Source organism: Xanthomonas sp. NCPPB 3174 (assembly GCF_056725205.1).
The window spans coordinates 3,448,255-3,470,846 of the sequence record NZ_CM161517.1 but is presented as its reverse complement, the minus strand read 5'-3'; the positions used below and the strand labels follow the sequence as shown (position 1 = coordinate 3,470,846).

Here is a 22,592-nt window from a genome sequence, read left to right as displayed (position 1 = left end):
CCGCGCGCATCGCGTTGGCTGTTGCGAATCCCCAATCCCCAATCCCCAATCCCGGCCCCTGATGCATCCCCCCCTGCGCCGCCGCCTGCGCCTGGCTCGCCGTTTCGCGTTCTATGCGGTGGCGATCGGGCTGGTGTGCGTGGCCCTGGCGGTGGGGGCGCTGAGCCAGGCGCTGCCGTTCGTGGAGCAGCATCCGCAACAGGTGGCGGCGTGGCTGAGCGAGCGCGCCGGGCGGCCGATCCGTTTCGACCGGCTGGAGACGGCCTGGACCCGGCGCGGTCCGTTGCTGCGCCTGGACGGCCTGCGCATCGGCGCCGGCGACGGCGTGCGCATCGGCCAGGCCGAGGTGCTGGTGTCGATGTACGCGGGGCTGCTGCCCGGGCGTTCGTTCACCGAGCTGCGCCTGCGCGGCCTGGCGCTGACCCTGCTGCGCGCCGACGACGGCAACTGGAGCGTGCAGGGCCTGCCGACCTCGGGGCAGGGCGGCGATCCGCTGGATGCGCTGCAGGGGCTGGGCGAACTGCAGGTCATCGATGGCCGCCTGCGCGTGCACGCCCCGTCGCTGGGCCTGGAAGCGCAGGTGCCGAAGATCGACCTGCGGATGCGCGTGAACGGCGAGCGCCTGCAGGTCGGCGTGCAGGGCTGGAGCGACCTGCAACAGGCGCCGCTGACCGCGGTGCTGGAGTTGGACCGCCGCAGCGGCGACGGCCAGGCCTATCTGGCGGTGCGCCCGGCGGAGCTGGCCGGCTGGGCGGGCCTGCTGCATGCCGCCGGGATCGAACTGCAGGGCGGCGTCGGCGAGGTCCAGGGCTGGCTGGACCTGCAGCAGCGCCGTGTCGCCGGGGTGACCGTGCAGGCCACGCTGCGCGATCTGCGGCTGCGCGGGGCGCCGCTGGCCGACGGCCGCACCCGGCCGTCGCTGGCCTTCACCACCTTCCGTGCGACGGCGCGCTGGCGCCAGATCGACGGCGGCTGGCGGCTGGATGCGCCGCAGCTGCAGTTCGGCCAGGCCGGGCAGCCGCTGCAGCGCCTGGATGGGCTGACCGTGGCCGGCGGGCGCCGCTTTGCCCTGTTCGGCGACCATCTCGACGTGGCGCCGCTGATCGCGGTGGCCGGGCTCAGCGACCGCCTTTCGCCCAGCCTGCGCAGCTGGCTGGCGGTGGCGAAGCCGCGCCTGCAACTGACCCAGGTGGCGGTGAGCGGGGTTCCGGGTGGTCCGCTGTACGGCCAGGGCCGGCTGGCCGAGCTGGCGTTCGCGCCGGCCGGCGGCGCGCCCGGTGTGAGCGGGCTTCGCGGCCGCTTCGACGGCGACGCGCAGGCCGGCGAGCTGGCGCTGGAGGCCGGCAGCCCGGTCCGCGTCGACTGGCCCAGCGGCTTCGGCGTGGTTCACCAGGTCCAACTGGCCGGGCGCATCGTCGCCTTCCGCGACGGCGACGGCCTGCGCGTGGCGACCCCGGGACTGCGCGTGCAGGGCAGCGACTACGGCGCCGACGTGCGCGGCGGGTTGCGTTTCCAGGACGACGGCTCGCGGCCGTGGATCGACCTGGCCGCCGACCTGCAGGACGCGCCGGTGGTGGCGGCGAAGAAGTTCTGGGTCCATTCCAAGATGAGCAAGGCCGCCACCGACTGGCTCGACGCCGCGCTGCAGGGCGGGCGCCTGCGCGACGGCCATGCGCTGGTCTCCGGCGATCTGGACGACTGGCCGTTCGCCGACCACAACGGCCGCTTCGAGGCGACCGCGCGGCTGGAGGACGCCAAGGTGCGCTTCCAGCACGACTGGCCGGCGGTGGAGAACGTGGACGCCAGCGTCGCCTTCATCGGCAACGGCTTCGAGGTGCACGGCCGCGGCAGCATGGGCGGGGTGCCGGTGGAGCAGCTGTCGGCGGCGCTGCCCGACTACAAGGAAGGCCAGCTCAGCGTGCTGGCCAGCACCCGCGCCGAGACCGGCAAGCTGCTGGCGATGCTGCGGCAGAGTCCGCTGCACGCCCATTACGGCGACACCCTGGATGCGCTCAGCGCCTCGGGCCCGGCGGATGTCACCTTCGACCTGCTGCAGCCGCTGCGTGCCGGTGTCGGCACCCACCACCTGCGCGGCACGGTCGACCTGCTCGGCGCGCACATCGCCGACAAGCGCTGGGACCTGGCTTTCGACGACATGCGCGGCAGCGCCGATTACAGCGATACCGGATTCGCCGCGCAGAAGCTGAGCGTGGCCTACCAGGGCCATCAGGGCGAACTGGCGCTGCGTGCTGGCGACGGCGTGCAGGATCCGCAGCAAGCCTTCGAGGCGGCGCTGAGCGCGGCGCTGGACGCCAACGAGTTGCTCGACCGGGTGCCGGAAATGGCCTGGCTCAAGCCCTACGTGCAGGGCCGCTCGCGCTGGAACATCGGCGTCGGCCTGCCCAAGACGCCCGACGGCGGCGCGCAGCCGCCGACGCGGCTGCAACTGCGCTCGGACCTGGTCGGCACCGAGCTGTTGATGCCGGCGCCGATGGACAAGGCGCCGGCGACGCCGCTGGCGACCTCGGTCAACGTGCCGCTGCCGGTCGGCAGCGGCCGCATCGAGGTGGCCTTCGGCAAGCTGATGGCGCTGGCCGCGCGCAGCCAGGGCGGCAAGACTGGCGTGCGCGTGGTGATGGGCAGCGATCACGTCGCCGACGAACCGCCGGCCAGCGGCCTGGTGGTGAGCGGGCGCACCGCGGCGCTGAACGCCATCGACTGGATCGGCGTGGTCAGCCGCCCCGACCCGAACGCCGCCGCGGCCAACGGCGGCGAAGACCCGATGCCGCTGCGCCGCATCGACATCCTCGCCGACCATCTGCTGTTGCTGGGCGGGGTGTTCGACAGCACCCGCCTGCGCCTGCTGCCGCAGGCCGACAGCATCGACGTGCACCTGGATGGCCCGGCCCTGGCCGGCGACCTCAGCGTGCCGACCAAGGACGGCGGCGTGCTCGGCGGGCGCCTGGCGCGGGTGCACTGGCGCTCGGCCACGGCCGCGTTGCCGGCGGCGGACGGCACGCCGACCGCGGTGGTCGCCACGCCCGCCGACAGCGGCGTGGCCGGCAGCGCCGGCCCGGTCCCGGCCGGCCCGTTCGCCGACAGCCTGGACCCGGGCTCCATCCCGGCGCTGGCGCTGGACGTGGACGACCTGCGCTTCGGCGCGATGACGCTCGGCGCGGCCTCGCTGCGTACGCGCAAGCTCGCCGACGGCATGCAGGTGGACCAGCTGCACCTGCGCTCGGACAAGCAGAAGATCGACATCAGCGGCGACTGGCGTGGCAAGGGCGCCACCGCTCGCACCCGGCTCAACGCCAACGTCGACAGCCGCGACCTGGGCGAGTTGATGCAGAACCTGGATTTCGGCGGGCAGGTGCGCGGCGGCGAAGGCCAGTTGACGCTCAGCGCCGCCTGGCCGGGCACGCCGTCCGGCCTGCAACTGGCCACGGTGCAGGGCCAGCTCGACGTGGCCGCGCGCAATGGGCAGTTGCTGGAACTGAACCCGGGCGCCGGGCGCGTGCTCGGCCTGCTCAGCGTGGCGCAGTTGCCGCGGCGGCTGATGTTCGATTTCCGCGACTTCTTCTCCAAGGGCTTCGCCTTCAACCGCATCGACGGCCAGATCCGCTTCGGCGACGGCATGGCGCGCAGCGACAACCTGGTCATCGATGGTCCGGCCGCGGAGATCAAGGTGCGGGGCGAGGCCGACCTGCGCGCGCAGCAGTTCGACCAGACCATCGACGTCAATCCCAAGTCCGGCAACCTGCTGACCGTGGTCGGCGCGGTGGCCGGCGGACCGGTCGGCGCGGCGGTCGGCGCCGCCGCCAACGCGGTGCTGGGCAAGCCGCTGGGTAACATCGGCGCGCGCACCTACCGGGTCACCGGGCCGTGGAAGGACCCCAAGGTGGACGTGATCGAGCGCGAATCGGCGCGGCCGCCGGCGCCGTCGGGTACGCCCTAGATCGCGCGCCGTCCGTAGGAGCGGCTTCAGCCGCGATGGGGCGTTACCGGTAAGGCCCCTCGCGGCTGAAGCCGCTCCTACGCAAGGGACGTGGTGATGACAGAGACCCACAGCGCGCTGTCCATTCCCGTTCGGTGCTGCCCGCCGCTTGCGCTGCGCGCCTTCCTCCCCCATGTTGAGCTCATGAACGATCACGCCCTGAGCCTCGCCGAAACCCGCCTGTTGCTTCCCGCCGGCCTGGATGCCACCAGCCTGGAGCGCGCCTTCGGCACGCTGCTCGGCCCCGGCATCGACTTCGGCGACCTGTATTTCCAGCATTCGCGGCGCGAGAGCTGGAGCGTGGAGGACGGCATCGTCAAGGACGGCGCCCACTCCATCGAGCAGGGCGTGGGCGTGCGCGCGATCTCCGGCGAGAAGACCGGCTTCGCCTATTCCGACGACATCCACCGCGACGCGCTGCTGGCCGCGGCGCAGTCGGCGCGGGCCATCTCCCGCGGCGGCGGCGCGCAGCCGGCGCACGCGCTGCAGCGCGGCGGCGGCCGCGCGCTGTATCCGGCGCTGGATCCGGTGGACGCGATGGACAACGCGCACAAGGTGGAGCTGCTGCGGCGGCTCGACCAGTACCTGCGCGCCGCCGACCCGCGCGTGCAGCAGGTGATGGTGAGCCTGTCCGGCGGCGTGGACACGGTGCTGGTGGCGCGCAGCGACGGCGTGCTCGCCGCCGACGTGCGCCCGCTGGTGCGGCTGAACGTGCAGGTGATCGTGGAACAGCAGGGCCGCCGCGAATCCGGCTATGCCGGCGGCGGTGGCCGCTACGACTACACCACGCTGTTCGCCGATGGCCGTCCGGAAGCCTTCGCCCGCGAGGCCTTGCGCCAGGCGCTGGTGAACCTGGAGGCGGTGCCGGCGCCGGCCGGGGTGATGCAGGTGGTGCTGGGCCCGGGCTGGCCCGGCGTGCTGCTGCACGAGGCGGTCGGCCATGGCCTGGAAGGCGACTTCAACCGCAAGGGCACCAGCGTCTACGCCGGCCGCATCGGCCAGCGCGTGGCCTCGCCCGGCGTCACCATCGTCGACGACGGCACCCTGGACGGTCGCCGCGGTTCGCTCAACGTCGACGACGAGGGCACCGCGACCCACTGCACCACCCTGATCGAGGACGGCGTGCTGGTCGGCTACATGCAGGACACGCTCAACGCGCGGCTGATGGGCGTGGCGCCGACCGGCAACGGCCGCCGCGAATCGTTCGCGCACCTGCCGATGCCGCGCATGACCAACACCTACATGCGCGCCGGCCAGCACGATCCCGAGGAGATGATCCGTTCGGTGAAGAAGGGCCTGTACGCGGTCAACTTCGGCGGCGGCCAGGTCGACATCACCAGCGGCAAGTACGTGTTCTCGGCCACCGAGGCCTACCTGATCGAGGACGGCAAGGTCACCGCGCCGGTGAAGGGCGCCACCCTGATCGGCAACGGCCCGGAGACCATGCAGAAGGTGCGCATGATCGGCCACGACCTGGCGCTGGACGAAGGCGTCGGCGTCTGCGGCAAGGACGGGCAGAGCGTGCCGGTGGGCGTGGGCCAGCCGTCGCTGCTGATCGACGGGCTGACTGTGGGCGGGACGGCTTAGGGGCCGGGAGTGGGGATTCGGGAATCGGGAATCGGCAAAGCCAGAGCCGCGGTGTGCTGCGGCGTTGCCGGCCTGGCGGGTAGGTTCATCGCGCGCCGCGATCGCTGGGCTGGGAGCGCGTCGGCTGTCGTGCGCGGCAGTCGACGTTGCCGCACCTCAGTCGCGCGTGTCGTCGAACGCCGCGTCGTTGTCCGCTTCTTCGATTCCCGATTCTCCATTCCCCATTCCCGACGCGGCACCCAGGATCATCTCGCGCAGCTCGCGGAACAACTCGCGATAGGCATGCGGCGGCTTGTTCTTCAGCCGTTCGTCCTTGGCGTTGCGGACCAGTTGGCGCAGCCGCTGGCGGTCGGCGTCGGGGTGTTCGGCCAGCAGTTCGGCCAGCGCGGTGTCGCCTTCGGCGAGCAGCCGTTCGCGCCAGTCCTCGACCCGATGCATGGCCGCCACTTCGCGGCGCGCGCTGTCGCTGTTGACGTCCATGGCTTCGCGGATCGCCTCCAGCACCGCTTCGTCCTCGCGCCGCATCTGCTTGGCCAGGAACGCCAGTTGCCGCTTGTGCGCGATGTGCGAGGTGATGCGCTTGGTCTCGGCGATGTGCGGCAGCAGCGACTCGGGCACCGGCAGCTTGGCCAGTTGCGCCGGGGTCAGCGCCACCAGCTTCTCGCCCAGGCTCAGCACTTCCAGCGCCTCGCGGCGTTGCTGGCTGCGGCTTTCGCCGCGGAATTCACCGGTGTCTTCGTCGCGTCCGCGCATGCTCGTACTACTCGATCGGGCTGGAAATCAAATCAACACATCCGGCCAGGACGGCCGGACAGGGGCGAAGGGATTCGCACAACAAGGATAAAGCATTGAACGCGATCACCCCCGATTTGCACCGCGACGACAGCCAGCAGCGCCTGGAGCGCCTGTCCGACATCGCCGAGCGGCTGCTGGCGCGCGCCCGCGCGCTCGGCGCCAGCCAGGCCGAGGTCAGCTGCAGCGAAGACCGCGGGCTGGACGTCAACGTGCGCCTGGGCGCGGTAGAGACGGTGGAATCCACCCGCGACCGCGGCATCGGCGTCACCGTCTATTTCGGCCAGCGCAAGGGCAGCGCCAGCACCGCCGACCTGCACGAGTCCAGCCTGGAGGCCACCGTCGCCCAGGCCTGCGCGATCGCCCGCTACACAGAGGACGACGTGGCCGCCGGCCTGGCCGAGGCGGCACTGATGGCGCGCGAGCAGCCGGATTACGACCGTTGGCATCCGTGGCCGCTGCAGGCCGAGGAGGCGATCGATCTGGCGTTGGCCTGCGAGGCCGCCGGCCGCGACGCCGACGCGCGCATCAGCAATTCCGACGGCGCCTCGGCCGGCACCAGCGAGAGCCTGTCGGTGTACGCCAATTCGCATGGCTTCATCGGCTGCGAGCGCAGCACCCATCATTCGCTCGCCTGCACGCTGATCGCCGGGCAGGGCGACGGCATGCAGCGCGATGGCTGGTACAGCAGCGCGCTGGCGCGCGAGAACCTAGAGCGCGCGTCGGCGATCGGCCGCCGCGCCGCCGAGCGCACCGTGGCGCGGCTGCAGCCGCGCTCGCTGCCGACCGGCGAGGTGCCGGTGCTGTTCGCGCCGGAGATGGCGCGCTCGTTGATCGGGCATCTGCTCGGCGCCGTGTCCGGCGGTGCGCTCTACCGTCGCGCCAGCTTCCTGCTCGACAGCGCCGGCACCCGCCTGTTCCCCGAGTGGTTCGCGATCGACGAACGGCCGCACCTGCGCCGCGGCCTGCGCTCGGCCGCCTTCGACGGCGAGGGCGTGGCCACCCGCGACGCGCCGCTGGTGCGCGACGGCGTGCTGCAGCGCTACGTGCTGGGCAGCTATTCGGCACGCAAGCTGGGCCTGCAGACCACCGCCAATGCCGGCGGCGTGCACAACCTGCAGGTGGCGGCCAACGCCGAGGATCTGCGGGCCATCCTCAAGGGCCTGCCGCGCGGCCTGCTGGTCACCGACCTGATGGGCAACGGCGTCAACCCGGTGACCGGCGATTACTCGCGCGGTGCCGGCGGGTTCTGGATCGAGAACGGCGAAATCGCCTATCCGGTGGACGAGATCACCATCGCCGGCAACCTGCGGCAGATGTTCCAGGACATCGAGGCGGTCGGCGCCGATATCGACGTGCGCTCGCACGTGCACATCGGGGCGGTGCTGGTCGGCCGGATGACGGTGGCCGGCAACGACTGAGGGCCGCAACACGCGCCGCGAAAGGTGGCGTCGGCAACGTCGCACGCCCGGGGCGTGGGCATCGCGCACCATGCGTTGGTGCTGCAGGCGCTGGCGGCACTGCACCTGTGACTCATGGCGATGCGCTGGCCCGATCGCCCCGACGCTGTGATGGGGCGAGCGCGATCCGCTGCCGTATGGGCCGACGGACCGGCGCGGCGCCCGGCGCGGCGCGCGTCCCGCTGTGCCGGCCTCGCTTGACAGCGCTGCGCGGGCCGCCGAGAGTGACGCGCCAAACGTCTTGTCCCCTCACCACCAAAGGAACGGAATACCGATGAGCGAATTCGACAACGTCACCGCCCCGCCGCCGCCGCCGGCCTCGGCAGGCCCCCAGGAAGACCGCACGGTCGCGCTGATCACCCATCTGTCGGGGATCCTCCTCGGGTTCATCGTGCCGCTGATCATCTGGCTGGTGAACAAGGACAACCCGGCCAAGTCCTTCCTCAACGATCAGGCCAAGGAAGCGCTGAATTTCCAGATCACCATCGCCATCGCCTACGTGATCTGCATGGTGCTCAGCGTGATCATCATCGGCGGCTTGCTCGCGCCGGTGGTGTGGGTGGTGAACCTGGTGCTCTGCATCCTGGCCGGCATCAAGGCCAACGAAGGCGTCGCCTACCGCTACCCGTTCGCGCTGCGCCTGATCAAGTAAGCGCACCTGCGAGGCATCTCCGAAGGCCCGGCCGTTGCGCCGGGCCTTTTTTGTGCCCGCCCTGCGCTCCGGCGGGAGAGCGCAGGGCGGCCGGGCGCGCCGCCGCCGGCCGGTCAACCGCGGCCCGCGCGGTGCGTTTGCAAGTCTGTCGCCATCACCGGAGCGCCGCATGATCCGCCGCGAGAGCTTGAGCGCCGCCAACCGCTTCGGCCTGGGCGCCCGTCCGGGGGAACTGGCGGCCATGGGCGAGCCGCGCGACTGGCTGGCCGCGCAGCTGCAGGCGCCCCCGCTGGCGGCGGAGTTGCAGGGCTTGCCCGACAGCCTGGCCTACCTGCGCCGCGAGGCCGATTACCAGCGCGAACGCCGCCAGGCGCGGCAGCAGGCGGCCGGCGATCCGCAGCAGGCCGCCCGGCAGGCGCAGCAGGCCGCGCGCGGGCTGTACCGGCAGGTACAGGCGCAGGAACTGGCGGCGCGCTACCGGGTCGCGGTGTCCACCCCGGCCGGATTCGCCGAGCGCCTGGTGCAGTTCTGGTCCAATCATTTCGCGGTCTCGGTCGACAAGCGTGCGGCTGCGCTGTACGCGGCGCCGATGGAGCGCGAGGCGATCCGCCCGCACTGCATGGGCCGCTTCGCCGACCTCCTGCTGGCGGTGGAGCGGCACCCGGCGATGCTGCGCTACCTGGACAACGCCAATTCGGTCGGCCCCGACTCGCTGCTGGCGCAACGCGCGCAGCGCCGGGCTATGCGCATGGATCCCGAACGCCCGGCGCGCCGCCTGGGGCTCAACGAGAACCTGGCGCGCGAGATCCTGGAACTGCATACCGTCGGCGTGGACGGCGGCTATACCCAGGCCGACGTCACCGAACTGGCGCGTGCGATCACCGGCTGGGGCGTGCCGGCACCACGCGATGTCGAGCAGGGCGCGCCCGAGCGCGCCTTCGTGTTCCGCGCGCCGGCGCATGCCGCCGGCAGCCGTCTGGTACTGGGCCGGCGCTATGCCGAGGACGGCGTGGCGCAGGGCGAGGCGATCCTCACCGCGCTGGCGCGACACCCGGCCACCGCGCAGCACGTCTCGTTCAAGCTGGCCCGGCACTTCGTCCGCGACGATCCGCCGCCGACATTGGTGCAGCGCATGGCCGACGCGTGGCGGCGCAACGATGGCGACCTGCGCCACGTCTACCGCGCCCTGATCGACAGCCCAGAGGCCTGGGACGCGCAGGCGCGCAAGTTCAAGCCGCCGCAGGATTTCGTGGTGTCGGCACTGCGCGCCGGAGGTGTCTGGCCCGAGGCGCCGCCGCAGCAGAAGACCGTGCTGACCCTGCTGGCGCGGATGGGGCAGCCGCCGTTTACCCCGCGCTCGCCGGCCGGCTATGCCGACGTCGCGGCGGAATGGAGCGGCGCCGACGCGCTGTGGAAGCGCGTGCAGGCCGCCGAGGCGCTGGCCGGGATGGCTCCGGGCGATCCGCTGACGCTGGCCGCGACCGCGTTCGGCGATGGTCCGGATGCGGACACGCTGACCGCGGTGCGGCGTGCCGAATCGCCGCGCGAAGGCGTGGCGGTGCTGCTGGCCAGCCCGGCCTTCCAATGGCGCGCCTGAGCGGCGCGCGGTCCGATCCGCGATGGGAGAAGCCCCGATGCAACTGACACGCCGCCGTTTCCTTGCCGCCAGCGGTGCGGCCACCGTGTTGAGCCTGTGGTCGGGCAGCAGCCTGGCCGCGCCGGGCGCCGATACGCGCCTGCTGGTGGTGCTGCTGCGCGGCGCGCTGGACGGGCTGCACGCGCTGGTGCCGACCGCCGATCCCGACTACGCCCGCCTGCGCGGCGCACTGGCGCCGCAGCAGACCCTGGCCCTGGACGGCAGCTTCGCGCTGCACCCGTCGCTGGCGTTCGCGCACGAACTGTACGCGCGCAAGCAATGGCTGCCGGTGGTGGCGGTGGCGCCGCCGTACCGCGAGCGCTCGCACTTCGAGGCGCAGGATTGCCTGGAGAATGGCACCGCGCGGCCCAGCGGCGCCTCCAGCGGCTGGCTCAACCGCTGCGCGCTTGCCCTGCACGGCGCCGAGGCGGTATCGGTGAGCGCGGTGACGCCGCTGATCATGCGTGGCCCGGGCGCGGTCACCAGTTGGTCGCCGCCGCTGCCGAGCGCGGTCAATCCGATCCTGCTGCAGCGCCTGCAGCCGCTGTATGCCGCCGATCCGCAGCTGGCGGGCGATTTCGCGCACGCGCTGCGCGAGCAGGGCATGCAGGTGGACAGCGTGAAGGGCGGGCAACTGCCGCAGGCGATGAGCGCGGCGGCCAGCTTCATGGCCAAGCCCGACGGGCCGCGGATCGGCTTCGTCGAGGACGCCGGTTGGGACACCCACGGAAACCAGGCCGCGGTGCTGCAGCGCAAGCTGGGCGAACTGGATGCGGGGCTGCGCGCATTCCACGATGGCGCGCAGGCCTGCTGGTCGCGCAGCGTGGTCGCGGTGGTGACCGAGTTCGGCCGCACCGCGGCGGTCAACGGCACCGGCGGGACCGACCATGGCACCGGCGGCGTGGCCTTCCTGGCTGGCGGCGCGGTGCGTGGCGGGCGCATCGCCGGAGACTGGCCCGGCCTGTCGCCGCGGGCCTTGAACGAGGGGCGCGATCTGCGTGCCACCAGCGACCTGCGCAGCCTGTTCCGGCACGTGCTCGCTGCGCATCTGGGCGTGTCCGAGCGCGCGCTGGACACCCAGGTGTTTCCCGGTAGCGCCGGATTGCCCAGGTTGGAAGGATTGGTGGCCTAGAACACCCGACCAAGGCGTGCGGCACGGGCCGCACGCGCACCGGGCGCCGACGGTGGGTCGGCGCCCGGGCACTCACCGGCGCAGCGGACTCAGTTCTGCGACGGATTGTTCTCGGCGAAGTACTCGTGGCTGTCGGCGTTCTTCACCGCGCGCGCCGGGTTGCTGGTGGCCAGGCTCTTGGCCGCGCTCTGGCCGTAGGCGTAGTCCTGGGTGCCGGCGACCACGCTGAAGTGGCTCATTTCGTGGATCAGGGTGCCGGCCTTGGAGTCGGTGCCGGTCACCGGCGCGCTCCAGAACGCGTTGCACACGTAGATCTGGTACGGCTGATCCGGATAGACGTAGGCGTAGGAGCTGTCGCTGCAGCCGCAGTTGATGGTGATCTGCCCGTTGTTCTGGTCGATCGCCGAATCGATGTTGACGAAGTTGGAGGTGGCGGTGCTGTAGCGGCTGGCGTTGTAGGCGCCGAACCAGGTGGTGTAGCGCGCGCCGGTGCTGCCGCCGTTGAGGTAGGTCTTGGCGTTCTGCGAGTAGGTGCGCGCCGCGCTCACCGCGCTGCCGATGGTGCTGATCTGGCTGGTGCTGCACGAGGCGTAGTTGATGCCGTTGACCACCGCCTGCGGGCCGACCATCAGGTCGTTGCGCACCGCGCGGCCGCGGCCGCCGTCCAGCCACACCGTCAGCGGCGCGCTGGACAGGGTCTGCGGCTCGCCGTCGGCGCGCAGCATGCGCGCGCCATCGGCGAACGCGGCGCCCTGCAGCGGCGCGTCAAGGCGGATGCTGTAGGTGCCGCTGCGGGTCAGGTCGTAGGCCTGGCCGAGATCGATCTGCGCCTGACGCGTTTCGCCCGGCTGCAGCACCACCATGTCTTCGGCGCGCGGCGCGGCGCGCTTGACCAGGCGCCCGACGTAATCCACCGGCTTGCCGTCGCGCTGGACCTGGAACAGCGCGTTGTCGAGATCGCCCAGCGGCAGTTCCCACTTGGGCACGCGCGCGACTTGCGCGCCGGTGTTGCGGACGGTCACCGCCATCTGGCCGCGCTGCTGGCCGTCGGCGTCGGCGACCGGGGTCAGTTCGACCTGCAGCGGTGCGGGCGTGCGCGTGAGTTGCGATTGCGCGGTGGCTGCCGAGATGATGCCGACCAGGCTGAAGCCGATCGCTGCCGAGATCCGGGATGCGTGTTTCATGCAGTCTCTCTCCGTCGAAGGTGGGCGCCCCATGACAGGGGCCGAAGCAAACTAGCCCGGTGCCGCGCGCGTGCGCGCCCGACGCGCGTTTGTCTTCGATTTCGTCCAGCGAAGCGCGCGCCAGGTCTCAATATCGGCGTCACCGAGGCACGCGGCGCCACATCCGATGCATCGCGACGACGCGTCGTCTGAGCGTCGATGAACGCATCGTCGCGGCGATGCTAGAGTCGGCGTCCACCTCATGCAGGGGAACCGCCATGCGATGTCTGCGCCTGCTCTCGGCCGTTGTGGTGGCAGCGTGGGCGTGCGTGGCCTTCGCCGCGCCGGTCACGCCGCGCGCGATCGTGCTGGACGTGCAGGGGCCGACCACGCCGCGCGATCGCTTCTACGATCTGTCGGTCGGCGCGGACTATCCGGGCACGCTGCGGCGCGAGGACAGCCTGGCGCAACTGCGCACCGCGCATGACGAACTGGGGTTCCGCTACGTGCGCTTCCACGCGATCTTCCATGATGTGCTGGGCACCTACCGCGAGGTCGACGGACAACCGCGTTACGACTGGAGCGGCATCGATCGTCTGTACGACCGCCTGCTCGGCATGGGCATCCGCCCGTTCGTCGAACTGGGGTTCACTCCGGAGGCGATGAAGACCTCCGACCAACACATCTTCTATTGGAAGGGCAACACCTCGCACCCGCGGCTGGACCGGTGGACCACGCTGGTGGACGCCTTCGTGCACCACCTGCGCCAGCGCTACGGCGAGGACGAAGTGCGCCGCTGGTATTTCGAGGTCTGGAATGAGCCGAATCTCGCCGGCTTCTGGGAAGGCGCCGATCAATCCGCCTATTTCGCGCTGTACGCGGCGACTGTGCGCACGCTCAAGCGCATCGATCCGCAGTTGCGGGTGGGCGGTCCGGCCACCGCGGGCGCGGAGTGGGTGCCGGCCTTCATCGCCCAGGCGCATGCGACGGGCACGCCGGTGGACTTCATCACCACCCACACCTATGGCGTGGACGGCGGCTTCCTGGACGAGCAGGGCCAGAGCGACACCAAACTGTCGCCTGCGCCGGATGCGATCAGCGGCGACGTGCGCCGCGTGCGTGCGCAGATCCAGCACTCGGCGATGCCCGGGTTGCCGTTGTACTTCACCGAATGGAGCAGCAGCTACACGCCGCGCGACCCGGTGCACGACAGCTACCTGAGCGCGGCCTACATCCTGAGCAAGCTGCGCGCGGTGGAAGGACAGTTGCAGGGCATGAGCTACTGGACCTACAGCGATCTGTTCGAGGAACCGGGGCCACCGACCGCGCCGTTCCAGGGCGGGTTCGGCCTGCTCAATCCGCAGGGCCTGCGCAAGCCGGCGTACTTCGCCTATCGGTATCTCAACGCGCTGGGCGAACGCCAATTGCGCAATGCCGACCCGCAGAGCTACGCGACCTACGACGACGGCGTGCTGAAAGTGCTGGCCTGGGAGTTCGTCGCGCCGCACCAGGACAAGAGCAATCGCCCCTATTTCACCCAGGTGCTGCCGGCCGCGCCGGTGCCGCCGCTGCGCCTGCAATTGCGCGGGCTGGCGCCGGGCGCCTACCGCGTGGCGATCCGTCGCACCGGTTTCGACGCCAACGATGCCTACAGCGCCTACCTGCGCATGGGCGCGCCGACGACGCTGAGCACGACGCAGCTAGGCCGCTTGCAGGCGTTGACCGCCGATGCGCCGGCGCTGCGACAGTTGCGGGTGCGCCGCGATGGCCGCGCGCAGCTCGACGTGCCGATGCGGGCCAATGACGTGGTGCTGCTGGAGCTGCGTCCGCGCTGAGCGCGTGCCCTGCTTGTCGTGGGCACGGTGCTCGCGCCGATTCGCGCGGGAGCAGCCTCGGTCGCGCTTGCAGCCACGCATTCGTGGCGTGGGCGTACGCTGCGCTCCGTCGCCACAGCAGACTGCTGGCGTCGTGTGTGTGTCCGTGCGGCTTGCGCGAGACGCGTGTCGCACGCCGGCGCGCGTGCGGGCGCAGTGCGCTAGTGCGCGCGATCGACCGCGAGCCGCGCCAGTGCCGCCAGCGCATCGGCGGCGTCGCCGTAGCCGTGCAGGCTGTCGCGCATCGCCTGCGCCAGTTCGGCCAGCTTGGCCTTGGCGCCGTCCATGCCCAGCAGGGCCGGGTAGGTGGATTTGGCCTGCGCCGCGTCCTTGCCGGCGGTCTTGCCGAGCTGTTCGGAGCTGGCTTCGACATCGAGGATGTCGTCGCGCACCTGGAAGGCTAGGCCCAGCGCGGTGGCGAAGGTATCCAACTGCGCAAGCGCGGCGGTGTCGGCGCCGCCGCCGAGTGCGCCCAGGCGCACGCTGGCGCGGATCAGCGCGCCGGTCTTCAGCGCATGCATGCGTTGCAGGTCGGCCAAGGCCTGCACGCGGCCGGTGGCGTCGATGTCCAGCGCCTGGCCGCCACACATGCCGGCCGCGCCGGCGGCCTCGGCCAGGGTCTGCAGCCACTGCACGCGCAGCGTCGGCGCCGCGTCCTCGGCATTGGCCAGCAGCGCGAACGCCAGGCTCTGCAGCGCGTCGCCGGCGAGGATCGCGGTGGCTTCGTCGAAGGCGATGTGCACGGTCGGCTGGCCGCGGCGCAGGGCGTCGTCGTCCATCGCCGGCAGGTCGTCGTGCACCAGCGAATAGGCGTGGATCAGTTCCACCGCCAGCGCCGGCGCGTCCAGGCGCGCGGCATCGGCCCCGAACAGCGCGCCGCTGGCGTAGACCAGCAGCGGGCGCATGCGCTTGCCGCCGCCGAGGGTGGCGTGGCGCATCGCCGCGTGCAGGCGCTGCGGCGCCAGCGTGGCCGCCGGCAACTGCGCCTGCAGCCCGGCTTCCACCCGCTCGCGCCAGCGTGCGAACGCCGCCTCAGCCGCCATGGGGCGGCACGGAGTCGAAGGGTTCGGCGCTGTCGGGCTGCTCGGGATCGCTGAGCAGGCGCACGCGCAATTCGGCCTGCTCCAGCGCCTGCTGGCATTGCCGGTACAGGCCCACGCCGCGCTCGTAGGCGCTGAGCGACTGTTCCAGGCTCAGGTCGCCGGCTTCCATCTTCTCCACCAGCACTTCAAGTTCTTCGAGCGACTGCTCGAAGCGGGCGACCGGGGAGGCATCGTCTTGGGGCTTCTTGGGCATGGCGAAAGTGTGCGCGGCGGCGGCAGCAGGGTCAATGCGAGGCGCGTGCCGGCGCCGGCAGCGGATCCAGGTCCAGGCGTGCGGCGTGCGTCTGCAGCCAGTCATGCAGTGGCGCGGCCAGCAGGTCCGGTCCGGCGGCCAGCAGTTGCGTGGTATCGAACAGCAGCGGCAGACGCATGCGCCGCCACGGCGGCAGCGCCTGCGTCTGCAGCAGGTGCTTGAGCGACTGCGACTGCGTGCGTCCGGGCAGGCGCAGGCGTTCGCCGCCGCGGCGCGCGCGCACCAGCAGCGGCGTGTCGAAGGCCAGTGCGGTCTCGGCGCGCAGGTGCAGGCGGCGGCCATCGGGCAATGGCAGCGGAGTGCGGCCGTCCCAGTGTGCCTGCCAGTCGGCCGGCCAGGGCGCGAGGTCGCGCTCGGCGTACAGCATGTCGCGCCAACTGCGCACGCAGGCGCCATGCCAGGCGAACTGCGCCGCGGCATCGGCGCGCGGCTGCAGCAGGTCGTGGTCGATCGCGGCCAGGCCGGCCGCCGGCAACGGCGGCAGCCCGGCTTGCGTGACCCAGTGGCGCAGCACGCGTGCGCGTCGCGCCGCGGGCAGGGCGCGCAGCGGGGCGAGCGGCAGTGGGGCGCCTGGGCTGTCCTGCAGCGCATCGAGCGCCGTGCGGTCGTCCGCCTCCAGCAGCGCACTGGCGTCGGCACATAGCCGCGCGCTGCGGGCGAGGGCGGCGTCGGCATGCGGCCATCGCTGGCGTAGCAGCGGCAGCACCTGCAGGCGCAGGAAATTGCGGTCGAAGCCGGGGTCGGCATTGCTGGGATCGTCGATCCACTGCAGGCCGTGCTGCTGTGCATAGGCATGCAGCGTACTGCGCGGCTGCGCCAGCAGCGGCCGCCACAGGCGGCTGCCGGCGAAATCGGACAGCGCCTGCATCGCTGCCAGGCCATCCGGGCCGGAGGCGCGCAGCGCACGCAGCAGGAAGGTCTCGGCCTGGTCGTCGCGGTGTTGCGCCAGCGCCAGCCACTCGCCGGGCTGCAGCGCCTGCGCGAAGGCGTGGCGCCGTGCTTGCCGCGCTGCCGCTTCCAGGCCATCGCCGTTGTCGCGCGGCACCTGCACCCGCACCACCTGCAGCGGCACCGCCAGCGCGTTGCACACAGTTGCGCAATGCGCGGCCCAGGCATCGGCATCGGCATGCAGGCCGTGGTGTACGTGCAATGCACGCAGGCCGGCGTCACGGTAGGACGGTCGTTGCGCGAGCAGGTGCAGCAGCACGGTCGAATCCAGCCCGCCGCTGAGGCCGAGCAGCAGCGGCGCCGGCGCCGGATCGGGCAGTGCGGCGGCGAGTGCGGACAGCGGCGGTGGAGAAGCATGCGGCGGCATCGCGTCACTGTAGACGCAAGCACAGGTCAGCGCGAAGCGTGGCATGGCGACGTCTTTGCGCTTGGCAGCGTTGTGGGAGGGACTTCAGTCCCCACACCTTTCAGTTCAATGCGTCGGGACTGAAGTCCCTCCCACAAGAGCAGGTGTCGGTACCCTGGGCTGTCCCGGGTGCTTGGTCAGTCCGTTGCCCGCTCGATGTCGGCCGCCAGCACGTGACGGCGCTTGAAGCCGCGCAACGTGCGTTGGCCCCTGTGGGAGGGACTTCAGTCCCGATGCGCGGATGTCTCACTTCGCGGAGGATGCGCTTCCCGCGACATCGCGGGAGATGCAGTAAGAGGAGCGTTGCAGAGGACCAGCCATGTCGGCGCTTCTGCGACAACGCGGCCATGCCGCACACGATCATCGGCTCAGTGCTTGGGCGCCGGCACTTCGCGGTTGTGGCGATCGATGAAGTACCAGCGGCCGCCCTGCATCGGCGTGTGCCCATCGGCGTCGGGCGTGCCGGCGCGGCAGCCATCGCAGACCGCGGCGACGCCGTGCTCGAACGGCCAGGCGAAGTAGTGGACCGGCGCGATCACCTCGCGCAGTTGTTGGTCGTAGAAGCCGATCCGGCCATGAAAAATGCCGCGGGTCAGGCCCTCGGCGAAGCCGTCCGGGCCGTTGTCCCAGGTGATCACCGGCAGGCTGCGGCCATCGGCGCGCACGTAGTAGAAGCGTGCGCCGACGCTCAGCAGCGCCAGGCCGTCGCGATCGAAGTGCAGGCGCCGCAGCGCCTGCGGCGTCAGCGCCAGGCGTCCGTCGGCGCCGAGCTTGCAGCCCGGCACGACGTCGCGGTCGGTCGTCGGATCGGCGAGCCGGCAGGCGTCGTCGGGCTGCGCCTGTGCCGGCGCCGGCGCAACAGCGACGGCTGCCGACAGCGCGAGCAACGCCGCTGCCGCACGCACGCGGCCACGGCGCCACGGCCGGGGCAGGAGGCGGCTCACTGCGCGGTCGCGGCGCTGGTCATGAACGCCGCCGGCTTGGGCAGTTCCACCGGCACCCCGTCGCCGTTGCAGGTGCCGGCCTGGCACAGCCGCGCGCGCAGGGTCGGGGTGGCCTGCACGATGACGTGGTAGATCACGTTCTCTTCCAGGCTGCCGCGGAAGGCGTTGCTGCCGGGGCCGCGCGCCCAGATGCCGACGTCGTCGCCGCCGTGGGTCTCGGCCTTGGTCGGCACCAGCGCTTCCTGCATGAAATCCGGGCTTTCGGTGTCGACGTGGGTCAGGTCGGGACGGCCGTTGGCCGGCTCGAAATTGCTCGGCGCATGCGGGAAGGTCTTGACCCCGGCCGGCTGCTGGTTGCTTGCGCCGGTGTAGCCGGGGCCGTTGGCGTAGCTGAGCGTGGCGTAGGGCTGGCCGTTGCCGTCCAGCGCCAGGTCGCCGGTGTTGGCGTCCTCGCCGCTGGTGCCGCGCACCTTGCCCAGGATCGGGTTGCCGCGCTGCGGGTAGCCGACGAAGTTCAGCGTGTGCGAGTGGTCGGCGGTGACGATGATCAGCGTGTCCTCGGCCGAGGTCGCCTCCGCCGCGGCCTGCACCGCCTGCGACAGGGCGATGGTCTCGTCAAGCGCGCGGTAGGCGTTGCCGGCGTGATGCGCGTGGTCGATGCGGCCGCCTTCGACCATCAGCACGTAGCCGTTCTTGTCCTGCGACAGGGTGCGGATCGCGGCCTTGGTCATCTCGGCCAGGCTCGGGTCGCCATTGGCGCTGCGGTCGCGGTCGTGGTCGAACTGCATGTGGTCCGGCTCGAACAGGCCGAGCAGCGCCGGCGCGTTCTGCGCCGCTTCCAGTTGCCCGCGGGTCCACACGTAGGCTCCCTGCGGGTGGCGCTGGCGCCATTCGCCGACCAGGTCGCGGCCGTCCAGGCGCAGGCCGACCTTGTCGTCGTACTCTGGGTCGCGCTGCTCGACGGTGGTGAACTGGCCGCGGCCGCCGGCCAGCATCACCTGCGGGCCGCGCCCGAAGCGCGCGCTCACCATCTGCTGGGCGATGTCGCGGCAGCCTTCGGCCACCGCCTTCTCCGGCAGGTCGGCGTCGCTTTCCCAGTTGCGCTCGGGCACGTGCGCGTAGGTCGCGGCCGGGGTGGCGTGGGTCAGCCGGGTGGTGGTGACGATGCCGGTGCCCATGCCGGCGCTGTCGGCCAGTTCCAGCCAGCTCAGCAACTGCTTGCCGAGGCTGTCGGCGCAGGCGTCGCGCTTGCCGGCGGACACGCCGATCGCGCCCATGTGGGTCTTCACCCCGGTGGTGATCGAGGTCATGGTGCCGGCCGAATCCGGCGTCTGCGAATCGGTGTTGTAGGTCTTGCTCAGCGCGGTGGCCGGGAACGCCTCCCACGACAGCTGGTTCTCTTCGCCGGAAGCGCCCTTGCGCTGGCCGTCGAGGATGCGTGCGGCGGCGACCGTGGTCAGGCTCATGCCGTCGCCCAGGAACAGGATGACGTTCTTGGCCTTGCCGCGCATCGCACCGTTGTTGGCGGCCTTGGCCGCGCCGCTGCGGTACCACCAGGCCGGGGTTTCGCCGGCCGGATGGGCCACGGCGGGGACGACGATCGGCGCGACGTTGGCACTGGCGGCTGGCGCGCGCGGCGCGCTGGCGCAGGCGCCCAGCAGCAGGGTGGAGGCGGCGGCGAGGGCGGAAACGGGAAGGCGCATACGCAGAACGGGTCCTGAACAACGAAGTCCCCCGCATTATGCCGGCTGCGACAAGGCACGCCGATGACATCGCGCCTTTCCAGCCATGGCGTCGTCGCTGCTGCCGGGGTGCGCTATCGTGCGAAACCCCCCGATCTCTCTGGACAGCGTCGATGAAACTGGTGACGGCCTGGTTACGCATTCCGTTCTGGCAGCGCGTGGTCGCCGGCTTCCTGCTGGGCGCCCTGGCGGGCTGGGCACTCGGGCCGACCGCGGAGACTTGGTTCAAGCCGCTGGGCGATCTGTACGTCACCCTGATCAAGATGATCGCGGTGCCGCTGGTGTTCTTCGCCGTCATCAACGCGATCTCGGCGCTGCACGGGCAGCAGTCGGTGGCCAAGCTGGGCGGGCGCACCTTCCTGTGGTTCGTGGTCACCGCGGCGCTGGCGGTCGGTGTCGGCCTGGCCGTGGGCACCGTGCTGCAGCCGGGTGCCGGCCACCTGGGCCTGCGCGTGGACAGTGCCTGGACCCCGCGCGACGTGCCCAGCCCGGTGCAGGTGCTGCTGGACGTGGTGCCGTCCAATCCGTTCTACGCGCTCACCGGCATCGGCACCAAGACCAACGCCGCCGGCGAGACCGTGCTGGCGGCCGGGCGCGGTTCGATCCTGCCGGTGATCTTCTTCGCCGCGCTGCTCGGCTTTGCCATGGTCAAGCTCGGCGAGCGCGTGGCCGAGGCGCGCAAGCTCACCAAGCAGATGAGCGAGATCATGATCCAGGTCACCCGCTTCGTGCTGGAGATGACCCCGCTCGGCACCTTCGGCCTGATCGCCGCACTGGTCGGCGGCTACGGCTTCGGCAAGCTGCTGCCGTTCGGCAATTTCGTGCTGGCGCTGTACCTGGCCTGCGCGATCCACATCGTGGTGGTGTACAGCAGCCTGCTGCTGGTGCACGGGCTCAACCCCTGGAAGTTCTTCCGCGGTGCCGCGCCGGGCATGCAGGTGGCCTTCGTCAGCTCGTCCAGTTTCGCTGCGATGCCGGTGGCACTGCGCTCGATCACCCACAACCTCGGCGTCAACAAGGACTACGCGGCGTTCGCCGTGCCGCTGGGCGCCAGCATCAAGATGGACGGCTGCGGTGCGATCTTCCCGGCGCTGTGCGCGGTGTTCATCGCCCAGTACACCGGCGTGCCGCTGACCGCCAACCAGTATTTCGTGGTGCTGATTGCCTCGGTGCTGGGCAGTTTCGGCACCGCCGGCGTGCCCGGCACCGCGGTGGTGATGGCCACGGTGGTGCTGAGCGCGGCCAACCTGCCGCTGGAGGTGATCGGCTACCTGTACGCCATCGACCGCGTGCTGGACATGATGCGGACCATGACCAACGTGACCGGGCAGATGCTGGTGCCGGTGCTGGTGGCCAAGGAGACCGGCCTGCTCGACCGCAGCATCTACGAAGCTGCATCGAGCAATGTCGGCCTGGAAGATCCGCCGGTCGACGGCTCCGGCCAGGTGCGTTGATGCTGCCGTGAGCACGGCCGCCGAGAGCCTGCGTGCGCAGCTGCGACAGTTGCCGGGGCTGACGCTGCGCGAGGGCGTGCTGGTGCACGACGCGCTGCCGGACGACCCGTTCGAGCAGCGCTACCTGGAGGTGCGCCGCCGCGAAGGCCGGCTCTACAGCGACGCGCAGGTGTGCACGCTGCCGCAGCCGCCCGGCGCGCTCGGCGCCAGCCACGAATGGCGGGTGCGTGCCGAATCGTGCCGGCGCCTGCTGCGCCACCTGCGCGCGCGCGGCGGCGACGCGCCGCTACTGGAACTGGGCTGCGGCAACGGCTGGCTCTCGCATCGCCTGGCCAGCGGCCTGCAGCGCGAGGTCTGCGGCGTGGACGTCAATCGCACCGAACTTGCCCAGGCGGCGCGGGTGTTCGCCGACGCGCCGCAGCTGAGTTTCGTCGCCGGCGACATCCTGCGTTTGCCGCTGCCGGCGCAGCGGTTCGATGTCGTGGTGGTGCCTGCCTGCATCCAGTACTTCGCCGATCCGCGTGCGCTGATCGCACGCTTGCTGCGGCTGCTGCAGCACGATGGCGAACTGCACATCCTCGACAGCCCGTTCTACGCCGACGCCGAGCAGGCCCGGGCCAGCGCCGCGCGCAGCCTGCGCTACTTCAGCGACCTGGGCTGCGCCGAACTGGCGCAGCAGTACCACCAGCACACCGACGCAGTGCTGGACGGCATCGTGCTGCGCCGGTTGTTCGACCCCCGACGGCTGTCGGTACGCTGCCTGCGCGCACTGCGCTGGCGCCAGCCGCATTTCCCGTGGCTGTGCATCCGCAAGCGCGACAACCTGGCGCTGGCCGCGGCGTAGTCGACCCCATCGGCCGGCCGGCACAGCGCTGCCGTGGCCGCAGGCCATTGCGGCGCCATTGCGATTGGCGGCGTCGGCGCATGGCAGACTGCCGCCTTCTTCCCCTGCATGGACTCCCGATGAGCGGCACGCAACGCGAACTGACCTTCCGCTTCCTGGCCGAACCGATCGACGTCAACTACGGCGGCAAGGTTCACGGCGGCGTGGTGATGAAGTGGATCGACCAAGTCGGCTACGCCGCCGCGGTGGGCTGGAGCGGCCACTACAGCGTGACCGTGGCGGTGGGCGGCATCCGCTTCGTCTCGCCGATCCGCATCAGCGACATGGTCACGGTCAGCGCCAAGCTGGTCCACACCGGCACCAGCAGCATGCATTTCGCCATCGAGGTGCGCGCCCGCGATCCGATGGGCGGCGAGCCGCGTCTGTGCACGCATTGCATCATCGTGTTCGTGGCCCTGGACGGCGTCGAAGGCCGCCCGACTGCGGTCCCGGCTTGGCATCCGGATACCCCGGAAGACCATCGCCTGGCCGAGTACGCGCAGAAGGTGATGGAGCTGAGCAAGGGCATCGAGGACACCATCGCGCATTACCACGGCTGAGGGCGCGCG

Annotated in this window: 17 protein-coding genes; 10 read left to right on the top strand and 7 right to left on the bottom strand. The window is 71.4% G+C overall.

Going from position 1 to position 22,592, the window contains the following annotated elements; translation table 11 throughout:
* The first annotated feature begins 61 nt into the window (after positions 1-61).
* Together AC1PK7_RS15010 and tldD are read left to right on the top strand one after the other, a co-directional pair.
* Positions 62-3,955, top strand: a complete 3,894-nt coding sequence (locus AC1PK7_RS15010) for a YhdP family protein (RefSeq protein ID WP_481098649.1) — start codon at positions 62-64, stop codon at positions 3,953-3,955.
* A gap of 183 nt (positions 3,956-4,138) precedes the next feature.
* Positions 4,139-5,581, top strand: a complete 1,443-nt coding sequence (tldD, locus tag AC1PK7_RS15005) for a metalloprotease TldD (protein ID WP_481098648.1) — start codon at positions 4,139-4,141, stop codon at positions 5,579-5,581.
* A 156-nt stretch (positions 5,582-5,737) separates the two neighbouring features.
* Here the strand turns inward: tldD and yjgA are convergent, their stop codons facing one another.
* On the bottom strand, positions 5,738-6,334 hold the full coding sequence (gene yjgA / locus AC1PK7_RS15000) for a ribosome biogenesis factor YjgA (protein ID WP_481098647.1): 597 nt from the start codon (positions 6,332-6,334) through the stop codon (positions 5,738-5,740).
* A 95-nt stretch (positions 6,335-6,429) separates the two neighbouring features.
* On the opposite strand from yjgA, the gene pmbA reads away from it, so the two are divergent.
* From pmbA to AC1PK7_RS14980, 4 genes are all read left to right on the top strand, one after another.
* Positions 6,430-7,794, top strand: a complete 1,365-nt coding sequence (pmbA, locus tag AC1PK7_RS14995; protein ID WP_481098646.1) for a metalloprotease PmbA — start codon at positions 6,430-6,432, stop codon at positions 7,792-7,794.
* Positions 7,795-8,107: 313 nt separating this feature from the next.
* A complete protein-coding gene (locus AC1PK7_RS14990; protein WP_010344465.1) occupies positions 8,108-8,485 on the top strand; it encodes a DUF4870 domain-containing protein in 378 nt (125 codons plus the stop codon).
* A gap of 169 nt (positions 8,486-8,654) precedes the next feature.
* The gene (locus tag AC1PK7_RS14985) at positions 8,655-10,082 is read left to right on the top strand and encodes a DUF1800 domain-containing protein (RefSeq protein WP_481098645.1); all 1,428 of its coding nucleotides are present in this window, start codon (positions 8,655-8,657) and stop codon (positions 10,080-10,082) included.
* A 37-nt stretch (positions 10,083-10,119) separates the two neighbouring features.
* On the top strand, positions 10,120-11,253 hold the full coding sequence (locus AC1PK7_RS14980; RefSeq protein ID WP_481098644.1) for a DUF1501 domain-containing protein: 1,134 nt from the start codon (positions 10,120-10,122) through the stop codon (positions 11,251-11,253).
* Between the two features lie 89 nt (positions 11,254-11,342).
* On the opposite strand, the gene AC1PK7_RS14975 is transcribed toward AC1PK7_RS14980, so the two are convergent.
* A complete protein-coding gene (locus AC1PK7_RS14975; RefSeq protein ID WP_209248285.1) occupies positions 11,343-12,437 on the bottom strand; it encodes a M35 family metalloendopeptidase in 1,095 nt (364 codons plus the stop codon).
* 257 nt (positions 12,438-12,694) lie between these two features.
* Between AC1PK7_RS14975 and AC1PK7_RS14970 the strand changes: the two genes are divergently transcribed.
* On the top strand, positions 12,695-14,251 hold the full coding sequence (locus tag AC1PK7_RS14970; protein ID WP_481098643.1) for a GH39 family glycosyl hydrolase: 1,557 nt from the start codon (positions 12,695-12,697) through the stop codon (positions 14,249-14,251).
* Positions 14,252-14,451: 200 nt separating this feature from the next.
* On the opposite strand, the gene AC1PK7_RS14965 is transcribed toward AC1PK7_RS14970, so the two are convergent.
* From AC1PK7_RS14965 to AC1PK7_RS14945, 5 genes are all read right to left on the bottom strand, one after another.
* Entirely contained in the window at positions 14,452-15,333 is an 882-nt protein-coding gene (locus AC1PK7_RS14965; RefSeq protein ID WP_481098642.1) for a polyprenyl synthetase family protein, read from the bottom strand.
* Positions 15,323-15,586 (bottom strand): exodeoxyribonuclease VII small subunit, encoded by a 264-nt coding sequence (locus AC1PK7_RS14960; RefSeq protein ID WP_010344458.1) that lies wholly within the window; start codon positions 15,584-15,586, stop codon positions 15,323-15,325. Before AC1PK7_RS14960 ends, AC1PK7_RS14965 begins: the two co-directional genes overlap by 11 nt.
* A 31-nt stretch (positions 15,587-15,617) precedes the next feature.
* Positions 15,618-16,961, bottom strand: a complete 1,344-nt coding sequence (gene tilS, locus AC1PK7_RS14955) for a tRNA lysidine(34) synthetase TilS (protein WP_481100903.1) — start codon at positions 16,959-16,961, stop codon at positions 15,618-15,620.
* Positions 16,962-17,368: 407 nt separating this feature from the next.
* Positions 17,369-17,944, bottom strand: a complete 576-nt coding sequence (locus tag AC1PK7_RS14950; protein WP_481098641.1) for a WG repeat-containing protein — start codon at positions 17,942-17,944, stop codon at positions 17,369-17,371.
* Positions 17,941-19,647 (bottom strand): alkaline phosphatase family protein, encoded by a 1,707-nt coding sequence (locus AC1PK7_RS14945; protein ID WP_481098640.1) that lies wholly within the window; start codon positions 19,645-19,647, stop codon positions 17,941-17,943. The genes AC1PK7_RS14950 and AC1PK7_RS14945 overlap by 4 nt, the downstream gene beginning before the upstream one ends.
* A gap of 152 nt (positions 19,648-19,799) precedes the next feature.
* On the opposite strand from AC1PK7_RS14945, the gene AC1PK7_RS14940 reads away from it, so the two are divergent.
* The 3 genes from AC1PK7_RS14940 (at position 19,800) to AC1PK7_RS14930 (ending at position 22,583) form a co-directional block, all read left to right on the top strand.
* Positions 19,800-21,140 carry a dicarboxylate/amino acid:cation symporter gene (locus tag AC1PK7_RS14940; protein ID WP_371184485.1) on the top strand — a complete coding sequence of 447 codons (1,341 nt, stop codon included), beginning with the start codon at positions 19,800-19,802 and terminating at the stop codon, positions 21,138-21,140.
* A 7-nt stretch (positions 21,141-21,147) separates the two neighbouring features.
* The gene (locus AC1PK7_RS14935; RefSeq protein ID WP_481098639.1) at positions 21,148-21,984 is read left to right on the top strand and encodes a class I SAM-dependent methyltransferase; all 837 of its coding nucleotides are present in this window, start codon (positions 21,148-21,150) and stop codon (positions 21,982-21,984) included.
* A gap of 119 nt (positions 21,985-22,103) precedes the next feature.
* Positions 22,104-22,583, top strand: a complete 480-nt coding sequence (locus tag AC1PK7_RS14930) for an acyl-CoA thioesterase (protein ID WP_010341292.1) — start codon at positions 22,104-22,106, stop codon at positions 22,581-22,583.
* The last annotated feature ends 9 nt before the right edge of the window (positions 22,584-22,592 follow it).